The following is a 14,063-nucleotide window of genomic DNA, read 5'->3' as shown; positions in this document are numbered from 1 at the left end:
AGTCGGCTGTCGAGACCCAGATGGACGGGGATGCCCAGGTGGCGGCAGATCCTCTACGCGCTGCTCGGCCTGACGGTGCTCGTGGCCGCCGTCGTGTACGGCAGATCCGCCGCGCAGAGACCCGACACCTGCGCCGACGGTGTCGAGTGGATCGACGACGAGTGCATCGGTGTCAGCGGCGAGGGGTACGACTTCGGCACACGCGAGATCAGGGCCGTGGCCCAGGCCATCAAGAAGGAGAACGATCGGATCGCCCAGCAGCCTCATGTCACCGTGGCGATGATGCTGCCGCTCCAGTCGGACCAGCCGACACTGCGCCGGCAGATGCGCAGCGACCTCCAGGGCGCGTACCTGGGGCAGCGGCAGGCCAATGCGGGTGAGGGCGAACTGCCCAGGATCCGGTTGGTTCTGGCCAATCCAGGACGGAACTACGGGCGGCAGAACGAGGTCGTGGACACCCTGATCGGCATGGCCGGCTCGTCGAAGGACCGGCTGCGCGCCGTCACGGGCTTCAACCTCAGCCTCGACGCCACGGAGAAGGCCGTCGAACGCCTGACGAAGCACGGGATCCCGGTGCTCGCCTCCCGGATCAGCGGCGACCGGATCGCGAACGAGGACGGCACGGACGGCGCGGCGAAGCAGCGATTCCCCGGTCTGGCCCGGATCATCCCCACCAACAACGGCGCGGCCAAGGCTTTGGCCGACTTCAACGGTGAACGCGGGCGGCAGGACGCCCGAACGGTCATGGTCTTCGACACCCGCCAGGACGCCTACGACGAGTCGCTGGCGGACGCGTTCCGGGGCATCGAGGAGGCCGGCCCGGCCGGGCCCGCCGCGATGCCCTTCGAGTCCCCGGGGATCTACGAGGCGGGGTCGACCGGCAATCAGTTCACCCAGATCGCCAACAACATCTGTGACTCGCCGGCCGACACCGTCTACTTCGCGGGCCGCACACTGCACTTGCGGATATTCGCGCTCAAACTCGCCCGACAACCCTGCGGGGACCGGCACTACACGATCATCAGCGGATCCGACGCCGCCTCGCTGCGGCAGGGCATGTCGGCGAAGGACTGGGCGCAGCTGCGCGGCACGGGCGGCGAACCGAAGGTGACGGTGCAGTACGCCGCCCCGGCGCACCCGGCCGCCTGGAGCACCGAGTTGAAGGCATGGAGGAAGAGATGGGACGCGAGCCGCGACCGCGAGCCCACCGCCGACGAGCTCCCTCAGTACCTCACCGAACCCAAAGCGGCCCTGGACAGCCTGAACAAGCTGATCGAGGCCACCCTCCACGAGGGGACCGATCTCGGCTCCGTCCCTAACCTCGAGGACTCCCGGACGATGCTCGTCTACGACGGTCTCCTCACCATCGGCACCGCCCTGCACGAGGTACAGGGCGACGATGCCGAGCAGGTACCCGGCCTGAAGGACGTCGGCACGGAGTGGTCCAAGCTCCAGTCCCGGCACCGGGTGAAGGGAACGAGCGGTCTGATCTGCCTCACCAGCGGCGGAAATCCGTACGACAAGCCGGTCGCCGTGGTCGAACTGGACCCAGGGCAGGAGGGCCGCGGCACGCTGAAGTTCGTCGGCATCGGCTGGCCCACCGGCCGGGAACAGCCGAAGAACTGCGTGATTCCGAGCAGGACACCCTGAAGGCCGAGGACCGTCAGATCGCCGGGCACTGAGAGGGCGACCTCATCGTCGGCCAGGGCGACCGATCAGTCGCCCCGGTCCACGACGTCGTCCGGGCAGTAGCCGTCTACGTGGAGCGCCCGCAGAAACGGATGGGTGCTCACCTGCTGGTTGCTGATCGGCTTGGCGCCCTCGGCATCGTCGGTCGGGTGATGTGGCACCTTGATCGTGCCGCAGGCCAAGGCGCGCGGATTTCTGGATTCCCGATCGAGGCGGCGGGCAGTGAGATCGAGACGGTGGCCCGGGAGGAGATGGCCGAGGACTTCGACTTCGTCGCGCGTGCGTACGGCTTCCCCGACGCGTACGTGGAGGAGCTGATCGCCACGAGGGAGTGGTGAGGGCCGGGGGAGGGCCGCACATGGCTCCGCCCCGGCCGGGCGCCGTGCCGGCCGGGGCGGAGGGGGTGGGCCGTGGGGCCCGGGGCGTCAGCTCAGGGACGCCAGGGCCTCGTTCCACGTGGCGGACGGGCGCATGGCCTCCGCGGCCTTCGCCGGGTCGGGCTGGTAGTAGCCGCCGATGTCGACCGGCTTGCCCTGGGCGCCGATCAGCTCGTCGACGATCTTCTGCTCGTTCGCGGCGAGCGTCTCGGCGAGCGGGGCGAAGGCCTTCGCCAGGTCCGCGTCGTCGCTCTGCCGGGCCAGCTCCTGCGCCCAGTACAGGGACAGGTAGAAGTGGCTGCCGCGGTTGTCGATGCCGCCGACGCGGCGGGTCGGGGACTTGTCCTCCTCGAGGAAGGTCGCCGTGGCGCGGTCCAGGGTGTCGGCCAGGATCTGGGCGCGGGCGTTGCCCGCCACCTTCGCGAGCTGCTCGAAGGACGGCACCAGGGCGAAGAACTCACCCAGCGAGTCCCAGCGCAGGTAGTTCTCCTTGACCAGCTGCTGCACGTGCTTCGGCGCCGAGCCGCCCGCACCCGTCTCGAACAGGCCGCCGCCCGCCATCAGCGGGACGACCGACAGCATCTTGGCGCTGGTGCCCAGCTCCAGGATCGGGAACAGGTCGGTCAGGTAGTCACGCAGGACGTTGCCGGTGACCGAGATGGTGTTCTCGCCGCGGCGGATGCGCTCCACCGACAGCTTCGTCGCCTCGACCGGGTTCAGGATCCGGATGTCCAGGCCCTCGGTGTCGTGCTCGGCGAGGTAGGTGTTGACCTTCGCGATGAGGTTGGCGTCGTGCGCGCGGGTCTCGTCCAGCCAGAACACCGCCGGGTCGCCGGTGGCGCGGGCGCGGGTGACGGCCAGCTTCACCCAGTCCTTGATCGGCGCGTCCTTGGTCTGGCAGGCACGGAAGATGTCACCGGCCGAGACGGCCTGCTCGATGAGCGCGGTGCCGTTGCCGTCGACCAGGCGGACCGTGCCCGTGGTGGCGATCTCGAAGGTCTTGTCGTGGCTGCCGTACTCCTCGGCCTTCTGCGCCATGAGGCCGACGTTCGGCACCGTGCCCATCGTGGACGGGTCGAAGGCGCCGTTGGCCCGGCAGTCCTCGATCACGGCCTGGTAGACGCCCGCGTAGGAGGAGTCCGGGATGACCGCGAGGGCGTCGTGCTCCTGCCCGTCCGGGCCCCACATGTGGCCGGAGGTGCGGATCATGGCCGGCATGGAGGCGTCGATGATGACGTCCGAGGGGACGTGCAGGTTGGTGATGCCCTTGTCGGAGTCGACCATCGCCAGCTCCGGGCCCTCGGCGAGCTCGGCGTCGAAGGACGCCTTGATCTCGGCGCCCTCCGGCAGGGCGTCCAGGCCCTTCCAGATGCCGCCGAGGCCGTCGTTCGGGGTGAGGCCGGCCGCGGCGAGCTTGTCGCCGAACTGCGCGAACGTCTTCGGGAAGAAGGCGCGCACCACGTGGCCGAAGACGATCGGGTCGGAGACCTTCATCATCGTCGCCTTCAGGTGCACCGAGAACAGCACGCCCTCGGCCTTGGCCTTGGCGACCTGCGCGGTCAGGAACTCGCGCAGCGCGGCGACGCGCATCACGGAGGCGTCGACGACCTCACCGGCGAGGACGGGTACGGACTCGCGCAGCACCGTGGTGGTGCCGTCGTCGCCGACGAGCTCGATGCGCAGCGCGCCGTCCTCGGCGATCACGACGGACTTCTCGGTGGAGCGGAAGTCGTTCTGGCCCATGGTCGCCACGTTCGTCTTGGACTCGGCGGTCCAGGCGCCCATGCGGTGCGGGTGGGACTTGGCGTAGTTCTTGACCGAGGCGGGGGCGCGCCGGTCGGAGTTGCCCTCACGCAGGACCGGGTTCACCGCCGAGCCCTTGACCTTGTCGTAACGGGCGCGGATCTCGCGCTCCTCGTCGGTCTTCGGGTCGTCCGGGTAGTCCGGCAGCGCGTAGCCCTGGCCCTGCAGCTCGGCCACGGCGGCCTTGAGCTGCGGGATGGACGCCGAGATGTTCGGCAGCTTGATGATGTTGGCGGCGGGCGTCTTGGCCAGCTCGCCGAGCTCCGCGAGGGCGTCCGGGATGCGCTGGTCCTCGGTGAGGTACTCCGGGAACACGGCGATGATGCGCCCGGCCAGCGAGATGTCGCGGGTCTCCACAGCGACACCCGCCTGCGAGGCGTACGCCCGGACCACCGGCAGGAAGGAATACGTCGCCAGTGCGGGGGCCTCGTCAGTGTGCGTATAGATGATGGTCGAGTCAGTCACCGGGTGCTCCGCTCCACGTCTGCAACATTGCTCGACATCAAGATATCTCGTGACCGGCCTCGGCTCGACAGGGGTCCACGACCAGTTTCGTGCAACCGATCGCCTCGTTGCCGTGTCTGGGAGAGAGATCACTCACTCCAAGCCACGGCCGGATCCGACCACCCGGCCGCCCGAGCGAAAGCGGACCATGAGATATCGCACCAGAGTGACGGCCCCGGCGGTTGCCCTTCTCGGCACGGCGGCGGCACTGACCACGGGGATCCCGGCCCAGGCGGCCCCAGGCGACGGCGCCACCCCGGGCGCCGAGACCCTCGGTGACTCCGTCTACCCCGCCCTCGGCAACGACGGATACCGCGTCTCGGCCTACCACCTCGACTTCGCCTACGACGCCACGACCAAGCTCGTCGAGGCCACCGCGACCCTGACCATCCGCACCACCCAGGCCCTGAGCCGCTTCTCCCTGGACGCGCGCGGCCTGGACATACGCTCGGTCCGCGTCGGCGGCCGCGCCGCCGCCTTCGAGCAGGTGGCCGAGAAGCTGCGGATCACCCCCGCACGCAAGCTCGCGGCGAAGTGCCGGGTCACCGTGTGCGTGGCCTACGGCGCCGACCCGCGCCGGACCCCGCCGCCCGCCGGCGGCTGGGTGGCCACCCCGGACGGGTTCGCGGTGTGCTGCCAGCCGGACCTGGCGCACACCGTCTTCCCGTGCAACGACCACCCCTCGGACAAGGCCGACTTCACCTTCCGGCTCACCGTGCCCGCCGGGCTGCGGGGCGTCGCCAGCGGCCGGCTGGTGCGCACCGAACAGCTGTCCGGCGATCGGACGGCGTACACGTACCGTTCCCGTTCGCCGATCGCCACCGAGGTGGTGCAGATCACCGTCGGCGACTATGTGATCAAGGACCGGCAGGGTCCGCACGGCCTGCCGCTGCGGGACGTCGTCCCCGTCGCCCGGGCCACCGCCCTGGAGCCCGCCCTGGCGCTCACCCCGGCGCTGGTGTCCTGGGTCGAGCAGCGGCTCGGCGCGTACCCCTTCGAGACGTACGGCCTGCTGCCCTGCAACAACGACGCTCCGGACGCCTTCGACTTCACCGGCCTGGAGACCCAGACCCTCACGATCTACAAGCCGAACTACCTCCTCCAGGAGGAGAGCAAGATCGGCTCGCACATGATGCACGAGTTGGTCCACTCCTACTTCGGCAACAGCGTCAGCCCCGCCACCTGGGCCGACCTGTGGCTGAACGAGGGCCACGCCGACTTCTACGGCCTGCTGTACCGCTACGAGCGCGGCTGGCCCGACTCCAAGGGCATGACCACCATGGAAGCCCGGATGAAGGACACCTACGCCCTCGGCGACCAGTGGCGCCAGACCTCCGGGCCGGTCGCCGCACCCAACGCGGCCAACCTGTTCGACAGCCAGCGCTACCTCGGCGGCGTCCTCGTGCTCTACGCGCTGCGGCAGCAGGTCGGCGAGGCGGCCTTCACGGCCCTCGAGCGCACGTTCCTGGAGCGGTACCGCGACTCCTCGGCCTCCACGGAGGACTACATCGCCGTCGCCTCGGAAGTCTCGGGCCAGGACCTGACCGGCTTCCTGCGGGACTGGCTGTACGGCACGAAGACGCCCAGGATGCCCGGCCACCCGGACTGGACCGTGACGCCGGCGAAGGCGTCCCTCGCGGCACCGCGCGACCGGAGGGACAGCCACCACCACGAGAACTCCGCGACGCTGTAAGGGCGGAGCGCCTCAGTCGAACCGGGCGGGGCTCAGCCCGCCCGGTTCGATCTCGCCGGTCCGCTGCTGCGGGATGCCGACCGAACCCTGCTGCAGCGTCACCGTCCGGGCCGGGGCGGGGATGCGGATGCCCTCCGCGCGGTAGCGCTTGTGCAGGCGCTTGATGAACTCGTGCTTGATCCGGTACTGGTCGCTGAACTCGCCGACGCCCAGGATGACGGTGAAGCCGATCCGGGAGTCGCCGAAGGTGTGGAACCGGATGATCGGCTCGTGGTCCGGCACCGCGCCCTCGACCTCGGTCATCGTCTCGGCGATGACCTCGTTGGTCACCCGCTCCACGTGCTCCAGATCGCTGTCGTAGGCCACCCCGACCTGGACCAGGATGGTCAGCTGCTCCTCGGGGCGCATGAAGTTGGTCATGTTCGCCTGCGCGAGCTGGCCGTTGGGGAGCACGATGAGGTTGTTGGACAGGTTGCGGATGGTCGTCTGCCGCCAGTTGATGTCCTCGACGTAGCCTTCCTCGCCGCTGCTGAGCTTGATGTAGTCACCGGGCTGGACGGTCTTGGAGGCGAGGATGTGGATGCCCGCGAAGAGGTTGGCGAGGGTGTCCTGGAGCGCCAGCGCGACGGCCAGACCGCCGACACCCAGGGCGGTGAGCAGCGGGGCTATGGAGATGCCCAGGGTCTGGAGCACCACCAGGAAACCGATGGCCAGAACCAGGATCCGGGTGATGTTGACGAAGATGGTGGCCGATCCGGCGACCCCGGAGCGTGACTGGGTGACCGTGCGCACCAGTCCGGTCACCACCCGGGCCACCGACACCGTCGCCACGAAGATCAGCAGCACGGTGAGCACCTGGTTGGTGGTGTGCTGCACGGTGCGGGTCAGCGGCAGCACGGCCGCCGCGCCCGCCACGCCGCCCACGACCGCGGCCCAGGGCACCACGGCCCGCAGCGCGTGCACGATGACGTCGTCCCCGCTCCAGCGGGTCCGGTCGGCGTGCCCGCCCAGCCAGCGCAGCAGGATCCGCAGTGCGAAGGCCGCCAGCAGGCCCGAGCCGAGGGCGATACCGGCGAAGAGCAGATCGTCCACGGTGAGGTCCCGGTTCACCGGTCACCTCCGGGGCGGACAACCACGGCCAACGCCGTCGTCAACGGCCGGATGTGCATTCTCGTCACGTCGTCACCTGCTCGTTCTCCGGGATGCTGCTCGAAGGTGCCCGACCGCCCTGACCCGCGGTCGGCACGATCGTTCATCCTGCCGCATCCCGCACGGGGTTCCGAACCGCGGACGGGGATCGGGGGAGGGTGAGTTGGTGCACATGACGCACGGTCACGCGCGCCCCTGCCGCGTGACCGAGCCGGCGCGCCATCCGGGTCAGATCACCTTCAGCCGCACCAGCGCCGCCAGCGTCAGCGCGCCCGGCACCAGCGGCAGCCAGACGGTGATGACCCGGAAGGCAAGGACCACGGCGGTGGCCACCGCGGCCGGGCCGCCCGCCGCGACCAGCGCCACGACCAGCGCCGCCTCCACCGAGCCGATCCCGCCCGGCGTGGGCACCAGCGCGACGGCGACCGTCGCCGCCAGGTAGGCCACCGCCATGTGCGCGGGGGGGATGTCCAGCCCCAGCGCCCGCCCCACCAGCACGAGAACCGACGCCTGCAGCGCCGGGAAGGCGAACGACCCGCCCCACAGCGCCAGCGCCCGGGCGGGCCGGGTGTGCACCGAGCGCGCCTCGCCCAGCGCCGTCCGCAGGAAGGAGACCAGGGCCGAGCGCAGCCGCCGTACGAGGACGAGCACGGTCGCGGCGATCACCAGCACCACCCCGACGCCGGCCAGCAGCGGACCGAACGCCGTCTCCGGCACCAGCGTGCCCAGCCGCAGCGCGTCGGGGAACGCGACGAGCAGGGCGCCCAGCAGCAGGACCCGGCCGGCGCTCTCGGCGAGCAGGTACAGGCCGAGGGCGGCCGAGGAGCGGGCGAGGGGCAGTCCGCAGACCGTCATGAACCGCAGGTTGACGGCGCTCGCGCCCAGCCCGGTCGGCAGTAGGTGGTTGGCCGCGCCGGCCGCGAACTGCGTAGCCAGCAGCCGTCGTCGGGGCAGCCGTTCGACGACCGCGCCCTGCCGGGTGCAGGAGGCGGCGACCCAGGTCAGACAAGTCGCGCCGACGGCGGCCAGCAGCCAGGGCCACTCGGCGGTGCCCAGATGCGCGAAACCGGCCGCCAGCACCGACCGGTGCTGCACCGCGACCACGGTGACGAGCAGGAGAGGGAGCAGACACAGGATCTGCCGCAGACGGCGGACCGGGACGCGACGGGGGAGTCGTCCCGGTCGGAGTTCGGGGAGTTGTACCGCTGTCACGTCTGTAGAGGCTGTCCAGGCCGTGCCAACTGCGGGTTGCGGGAGCGGGGACTGGGGATTGCGCGCGGGAAGCGGCTGCGTGGGGAGCGTCATAGGGGCCTTTGCGCGAAGCGACGGGGAAGAGGGGGATCGGGCTGATTGTGCGGGATATCGGAGAAATGTGCGAGCTCCTTGACCTCAAGATTGCTTGAGGTTCTACGGTCTCCGTCATGAGTATGGAGACCACAGCGTGGACACAGCTGCACAGCGTCATGAACGCCGAACAGGAGCGCCGCCCCTTCGCCTTGACCACCCTGCGTCGCATCGGCGCGTTCGCCCGCCCGCACCGGCGCCGAATTGTCTTCTTTGTCCTGCTCGGTGTGGGTACCGCCCTGCTGGCCGTGGCGACGCCCGTCCTGGCCGGGTGGGTCGTGGACACGATCGTGTCCCAGGGGGACGAGGACAGGGTCGTACGCCTCGCCCTGCTCATCGCGCTGATCGCGGTGGCGGAGGCGGCCCTGGGCATCCTCGGCCGGAGACTGTCCGCGACGCTCGGGGAGCATCTCATCCTCGATCTGCGGACCGCCGTCTTCGACCATGTGCAGCGCATGCCGGTCGCGTTCTTCACACGCACACGTACGGGCGCCCTCGTCTCCCGGCTCAACAACGACGTCATCGGCGCGCAGCGCGCGTTCAGCAACACCCTGTCCGGAGTGGTCAGCAACCTCGTCACGCTGCTCCTCACGCTCGCGGTGATGCTCACGCTGTCCTGGCAGATCACCCTGCTGGCCCTGGTGCTGCTGCCGGTGTTCGTGATCCCGGCCCGGCGCATGGGCAGCCGCATGGCCCGGATGCAGCGGGAGGCGGCGACGCTGAACGCCGCGATGGGAACCCGCATGACCGAGCGGTTCTCCGCCCCCGGCGCCACCCTGGTCAAGCTCTTCGGCCGTCCCGAGGAGGAGTCGCGGGAGTTCGCCGAACGGGCCCGCCGGGTCGCGGACATCGGGATCCGGACCGCGACCGCCCAGGCGGCCTTCATCACCGCGCTCACCCTGGTCTCGGCGCTCGCCCTGGCCCTGGTCTACGGCCTCGGCGGCTGGTTCGCCCTGCGCGGCGCCCTGGAGCCCGGCGCGGTCGTGTCGCTCGCCCTGCTCCTGACCCGGCTGTACGCGCCGCTGACGGCGCTCGCGGGGGCTCGCGTCGAGGTGATGAGCGCCCTGGTCAGCTTCGAGCGGGTCTTCGAGGTGCTCGACCTCCGGCCCCTCATCGAGGAGAAGCCGGACGCGCGCCCGGTCCCCGACGGGCCCGTGTCGGTCGAGTTCGACCAGGTCCGCTTCGGCTACCCGGCCGCCGACAAGGTCTCCCTGGCCTCCCTGGAGGAGGTCGCGTCCCTGGACGGCCGAGGCGGCGACGAGGTGCTGCACGGCCTGTCCTTCCGCGCCGAGCCCGGCCAGACCGTGGCACTCGTCGGCTCCTCCGGCGCGGGCAAGTCGACCATCGCGCAGCTCATGCCGCGCCTGTACGACACCGACGAGGGTGCCGTGCGCGTCGGCGGCGTCGACGTCCGCGACCTCACGGCGCACTCGCTGCGGCAGACCCTGGGCATGGTCACCCAGGACGGTCACCTCTTCCACGACACCGTCCGCGCCAACCTGCTGCTCGCCCGGCCCGAGGCCACCGAGAGCGACCTGTGGGACGCCCTGCGCCGGGCCCGCCTCGACGAGCTCGTACGGTCCCTGCCCGACGGACTCGACACCGTCGTCGGCGAGCGCGGCTACCGCCTGTCCGGCGGCGAACGCCAGCGCATGACCATCGCCCGGCTGCTGCTGGCCCGCCAGCGCGTCGTCATCCTCGACGAGGCCACGGCCCACCTCGACAACACCTCCGAGGCCGCCGTCCAGGAAGCCCTCGCCGAAGCCCTCGAAGGCCGCACGGCCGTCGTGATCGCCCACCGTCTCTCCACCGTGCGCGCGGCCGACCAGATCCTGGTCGTCGAGGCCGGCCGGATCGTGGAACGGGGCACGCACGAGGAACTCCTGGCGGCGGGGCAGCGGTACGCGGAGCTGTACCGCACCCAGTTCGGCGGACCGGCCAACGGGGCGCGGAGCGAGGCGGTGGGGGAGGCGGCGCAGGGCGTGAACGCCCGCCCGGACCTGTGCGTACTCCTCCCCGAGCACTCCTGAGGACAGCGAGTGCTCCTGAAAGACAGGCCGACAGTCCGCACCCGGAGAGGCGACGTGTCCCAGCAGCAAGCGCCCGTACGATCCACCCGCCGAAGCCCCTCGCGCGCCCTCCGGCTGCGTGCCGTCACGGCGGCCGGTGTCCTGGTCGTCCTTCCCCTCGTCACCGCCTGCGGCGGCGGTGACGACACCGGGGGCGCGGGCGGCGGCAAGGCTGCGCCGAGTGTGACCGCCGCTCCCGCCGCCGGGGTCGTCGCACCGGCCAAGGTGGAGGTGATCGCCGGGCTGACCGGCTGCAAGGCGAAGATCCGCATCGACGCCGACGAACTGCGCCAGGGCCTGTGCCACACCGAGAAGGCCGACTACCTCATCACCACCTTCCCCGAGGAGAAGTTCAAGGAGACCTGGCTGGAGGAGGCGCGCGTCTACGGAGGCAAGTACCTCGTCGGCACGCGCTGGGTGGTCAGCGTGAAGCCGGCGCTGCTGGAGTCCTTCCGCGCGAAGCTCGGCGGCACGATCAGGGAGCTGCGGGGTATCGGCCCCGAACCCGGCCGGAAGTGACCGCAGGGGGGTCGGCCACGCCTGCTTCTTGTCGTCGATGCTGGTGGGCGTCATGATGGTGCGGCTCGGCACATGAGCCGCCCCGCTCGCGGCGGCATCGCAGATTGAGTTCGTCGTGGTCGCCACCTTTCGTCGCCACTCGCTCGCGGGCGAGATGCTGGTGCTCCAGCTCGCCATCGTCGTGGTGGTGCTGCTGGCCGTCGCCGCGGTCTCCCTCGCCCAGTCCCAGGCCACGTTCAACCGCGTCGAAGGGCGCCGGGTGGGCGCGCTCGCCGAGCAGCTGGCCGCCAACCCCCTGGTGCGCAGCCAGCTGGTGCGTCCCGCGCCGGGGGAGGCGCTCGCCCCGCTGGTGCTCGCCACTCAGGCGCAGTCGGGGGTGACCTCGGTGACGGTCGCGGATGCGGCCGGGCGGATCGTCAGCTCCACGAACCCCACCGTCGTCGGGGAGCGGATGCGGCTGGGGCAGGGCACCGCCCGGGGGCGCGGCTGGTCCGGGCAGCTGACCCTGGACGGCAACCGCGAGCTGGCCGCCCAGGTGCCCGTCCTCGGTGCGAGTGAGGAGAACCTGGGCCGGATCCTCGGCACGGTGATGATCGGTGAGGCCGACCCGACGGTGTGGCAGCGGCTCAGCGGTGCCTCCTCCTATCTGCTCGCCTACCTGGGCATCGCCAGCGGACTGGGCGTGGCCGGTTCCTGGCTGCTCGCCCGGCGGGTGAAACGGCAGACCCTCGGGCTGGAGCCGCGCGAGATCGCCGGGCTCGCCGAGCACCGGGAGGCGATGCTGTACGGGATCGCCGAGGGCGTGCTCGCCCTGGACCCGCAGCACCGGCTCACCCTCGTCAACGACATGGGCCGCCGCCTGCTCGACCTGCCCGAGGACTGCGTCGGCCAGAGCCTCACGGGCCTCGGCATCGACGGGCGGCTGCGCGACGTGCTGTCCGGCACCGCCGCCGGCGAGCGCGACGAGGTCGTCGTCCGGCACGGCCGGGTCCTGGTGATGAACCGGATGACCGTCACCAAGGACGGACGGCCGCTCGGCTCGGTCACCACCCTGCGCGACCGCACCGAACTGGCCCGGCTGGAACGGGAGATCGGATCCTTCCGCAGCTCCTCCGAGCTGCTGCGCGCGCAGGCGCACGAGTTCGCCAACCAGCTGCACACCATCTCCGGGCTGATCCAGATCGGTGAACAGGACGAAGTCGTGGCCTACATCCGCGCCTTGAGCCGGCACCGCCAGTCCCTGGACGTCACCCTCAGCCGCCGCGTGAGGGACACCGCGGTCGCCGCACTGCTGATGGCGAAGGCCTCCCTCGCGGCGGAACGGAAGGTCAGCCTGCGGATCTCGGACGACACCGCGCTGGAGCGGCTGACCCCTGAGGACGCCGCCGATGTGGCGACCGTGGTCGGCAACCTCGTGGACAACGCCGTCGACGCCGCCACCGCCCGGGACGACGCCTGGGTGGCAGTGGCGCTGCGGCAGGACGCCTCCAGCGTGGAGATCGTGGTCCGCGACTCGGGGCCGGGCGTGGCTCCGGAACTGGCCCGCGAGGTCTTCTCCCACGGTTTCACCACCAAGGCCGCCCGGGAGGGCGAGCGCGGCATCGGACTGGCCCTGACCAAGCTGGTCTGTGAACGGCACGGGGGAGAGATCTCGGTGTCCAACACCCCTGATGGGGCCGTTTTCACCGCACGCATGACCGTCGGCCACCTCACCGGCGCGGTGGCGGAAGGAGCGGCCCCATGACCGAGGCGAGCGACAAGGCGGACGCCATCGACGTCCTCGTGGTCGACGACGACTTCATGGTGGCCAGAGTCCACCGCGCGTTCGTCGAACGCGTCGAGCCGTTCCGCGTCGTCGGCACGGCCCACACCGGCGGACAGGCCATCGAGGCGGTCGAGAGCCTGCGCCCCGACCTCATTCTGCTCGACCTGTACCTCCCCGACCTGTTCGGGCTGGACGTCATCCCCCGGCTGCGGACCGCCGGGCACGACTGCGACGTCATGGTCATCAGCGCGGCGACGGAGGCCGAGACGGTACGCGGCGCCGTCCGCCGCGGCGTGGTCGACTACCTCCTCAAACCCTTCGACTTCCAGGATCTGCGCCTGCGCCTGGAGCGCTACGCCGCTCAGCGGGGCAGGCTGCTCACGACGGTGGTCCGCGGCCAGGCGGACGTGGACCGTGTCCTGGCCGGGGCGTTCGGCCCGGCACCGGCCCACACCCTGCCCAAGGGCATGAGTGTGGAGACCGCCGAACTCGTCGAGCGGGCCCTGCGTGAGGCGGACGGCACCCTGTCCGCAACCGAGTGCGCCGCGGTCACCGGCGTGTCCCGGGTGAGCGCCCGCCGCTACCTGGAGTACTTCCACGGCACAGGCAGTGCGGAGGTGTCCCTGCGCTACGGTGCCGCCGGCCGGCCCGAACGCCGCTACGGCTGGCGGGCCTGAGCCGTCACCCGGAACCCGGCGGCGGGGCCCTGTTCCTCGTGGTGGGCGTGCACGCGCCGCAGCAGGGAGGCCAGTTGCTCCCGTTCGGCATCGCTCAGCGGGGTCAGGAGGTCGTCGTCCGCGGAGGCGATGTCGGCGTTGAGGTGGTCGAGGGCCGTTCTGCCCCGCGGGGTGATGCGGACGTCGACGCGGCGGCGGTCGGCGAGGCTGCGGACGCACTCGACCTGCCCCGCGTCGGCCAGGTCCTTCACGATCCTCGCGAGGTCGCTGGCGTTCATGTCCAGCCGGGCGGCCAGGACGCCCTTGGGCTGCGGTCCGAGATCGGCGACCAGGGTCAGGACGGTCAGATGCCACAACCGCAACCCTCTGGCCGTGAGTTTCTCGGACAGGGTGCGGCGGGCTGCCTTTCCGGTCGCGTACATCAGGTACGCGCTGAGGTTCAGCACGCTGGGCGGCGTCATGCGTGAACGGTAG

11 protein-coding genes and 1 pseudogene are annotated in these 14,063 nt (G+C 71.0%); 7 read left to right on the top strand and 5 right to left on the bottom strand.

The genetic code is table 11. The features are described from left to right. Positions 1-30: 30 nt before the first annotated feature. Entirely contained in the window at positions 31-1,650 is a 1,620-nt protein-coding gene (locus ACFY5B_RS09040; RefSeq protein ID WP_389966725.1) for an ABC transporter substrate-binding protein, read from the top strand. A 65-nt stretch (positions 1,651-1,715) separates the two neighbouring features. On the opposite strand, the gene ACFY5B_RS09035 is transcribed toward ACFY5B_RS09040, so the two are convergent. Beyond that, positions 1,716-1,850 (bottom strand): hypothetical protein, encoded by a 135-nt coding sequence (locus ACFY5B_RS09035; protein ID WP_389966722.1) that lies wholly within the window; start codon positions 1,848-1,850, stop codon positions 1,716-1,718. Positions 1,851-1,898: 48 nt separating this feature from the next. Here ACFY5B_RS09035 and ACFY5B_RS09030 point away from each other — a divergent pair. Next, positions 1,899-2,027: pseudogene (locus tag ACFY5B_RS09030) on the top strand (DUF5713 family protein); the annotation flags it as partial. 87 nt (positions 2,028-2,114) lie between these two features. Here ACFY5B_RS09030 and ACFY5B_RS09025 read toward each other — a convergent pair. Next, on the bottom strand, positions 2,115-4,334 hold the full coding sequence (locus ACFY5B_RS09025; protein WP_389966719.1) for an NADP-dependent isocitrate dehydrogenase: 2,220 nt from the start codon (positions 4,332-4,334) through the stop codon (positions 2,115-2,117). A gap of 187 nt (positions 4,335-4,521) precedes the next feature. On the opposite strand from ACFY5B_RS09025, the gene ACFY5B_RS09020 reads away from it, so the two are divergent. Next, a complete protein-coding gene (locus ACFY5B_RS09020) occupies positions 4,522-6,066 on the top strand; it encodes a M1 family metallopeptidase (RefSeq protein WP_389966716.1) in 1,545 nt (514 codons plus the stop codon). Positions 6,067-6,078: 12 nt separating this feature from the next. Here ACFY5B_RS09020 and ACFY5B_RS09015 read toward each other — a convergent pair whose 3' ends face one another. Next, positions 6,079-7,176 (bottom strand): mechanosensitive ion channel family protein, encoded by a 1,098-nt coding sequence (locus ACFY5B_RS09015; RefSeq protein ID WP_389966713.1) that lies wholly within the window; start codon positions 7,174-7,176, stop codon positions 6,079-6,081. A 267-nt stretch (positions 7,177-7,443) separates the two neighbouring features. Continuing rightward, positions 7,444-8,427 carry a YbhN family protein gene (locus ACFY5B_RS09010; protein WP_389966710.1) on the bottom strand — a complete coding sequence of 328 codons (984 nt, stop codon included), beginning with the start codon at positions 8,425-8,427 and terminating at the stop codon, positions 7,444-7,446. Between the two features lie 215 nt (positions 8,428-8,642). On the opposite strand from ACFY5B_RS09010, the gene ACFY5B_RS09005 reads away from it, so the two are divergent. The 4 genes from ACFY5B_RS09005 (at position 8,643) to ACFY5B_RS08990 (ending at position 13,589) form a co-directional block, all read left to right on the top strand. Next, the gene (locus ACFY5B_RS09005) at positions 8,643-10,589 is read left to right on the top strand and encodes an ABC transporter ATP-binding protein (RefSeq protein WP_389967700.1); all 1,947 of its coding nucleotides are present in this window, start codon (positions 8,643-8,645) and stop codon (positions 10,587-10,589) included. Positions 10,590-10,643: 54 nt separating this feature from the next. After that, complete coding sequence (locus ACFY5B_RS09000; RefSeq protein ID WP_389966708.1) at positions 10,644-11,147, top strand: hypothetical protein; 504 nt, start codon at positions 10,644-10,646, stop codon at positions 11,145-11,147. Positions 11,148-11,262: 115 nt separating this feature from the next. After that, positions 11,263-12,891 carry an ATP-binding protein gene (locus ACFY5B_RS08995; RefSeq protein WP_389966705.1) on the top strand — a complete coding sequence of 543 codons (1,629 nt, stop codon included), beginning with the start codon at positions 11,263-11,265 and terminating at the stop codon, positions 12,889-12,891. Further along, positions 12,888-13,589 (top strand): response regulator, encoded by a 702-nt coding sequence (locus tag ACFY5B_RS08990; RefSeq protein ID WP_389966702.1) that lies wholly within the window; start codon positions 12,888-12,890, stop codon positions 13,587-13,589. Before ACFY5B_RS08995 ends, ACFY5B_RS08990 begins: the two co-directional genes overlap by 4 nt. On the opposite strand, the gene ACFY5B_RS08985 is transcribed toward ACFY5B_RS08990, so the two are convergent. Beyond that, positions 13,571-14,050: a MarR family winged helix-turn-helix transcriptional regulator gene (locus ACFY5B_RS08985; protein ID WP_389966700.1), complete on the bottom strand. Its 480-nt coding sequence runs from the start codon at positions 14,048-14,050 to the stop codon at positions 13,571-13,573. The two genes, ACFY5B_RS08990 and ACFY5B_RS08985, sit on opposite strands and share 19 nt — an antisense overlap. Positions 14,051-14,063: the final 13 nt, after the last annotated feature.

It is taken from the genome of Streptomyces sp. NPDC013187, from assembly GCF_042899705.1.
In the GTDB taxonomy this organism is placed as follows: domain Bacteria; phylum Actinomycetota; class Actinomycetes; order Streptomycetales; family Streptomycetaceae; genus Streptomyces; species Streptomyces hawaiiensis_A.
This window is presented reverse-complemented; position numbering and strand designations above follow the sequence as displayed.

Excerpts from the sequence above, each read along its gene's own strand:
- ACFY5B_RS09005 (WP_389967700.1), top strand. The coding sequence starts at position 8,643 with ATGGAGACCACAGCGTGGACACAGCTGCACAGCGTCATGAACGCCGAA.
- ACFY5B_RS08990 (WP_389966702.1), top strand. The coding sequence starts at position 12,888 with ATGACCGAGGCGAGCGACAAGGCGGACGCCATCGACGTCCTCGTGGTC.
- ACFY5B_RS09040 (WP_389966725.1), top strand. The coding sequence starts at position 31 with ATGCCCAGGTGGCGGCAGATCCTCTACGCGCTGCTCGGCCTGACGGTG.
- ACFY5B_RS08985 (WP_389966700.1), bottom strand. The coding sequence starts at position 14,050 with ATGACGCCGCCCAGCGTGCTGAACCTCAGCGCGTACCTGATGTACGCG.
- ACFY5B_RS09020 (WP_389966716.1), top strand. The coding sequence starts at position 4,522 with ATGAGATATCGCACCAGAGTGACGGCCCCGGCGGTTGCCCTTCTCGGC.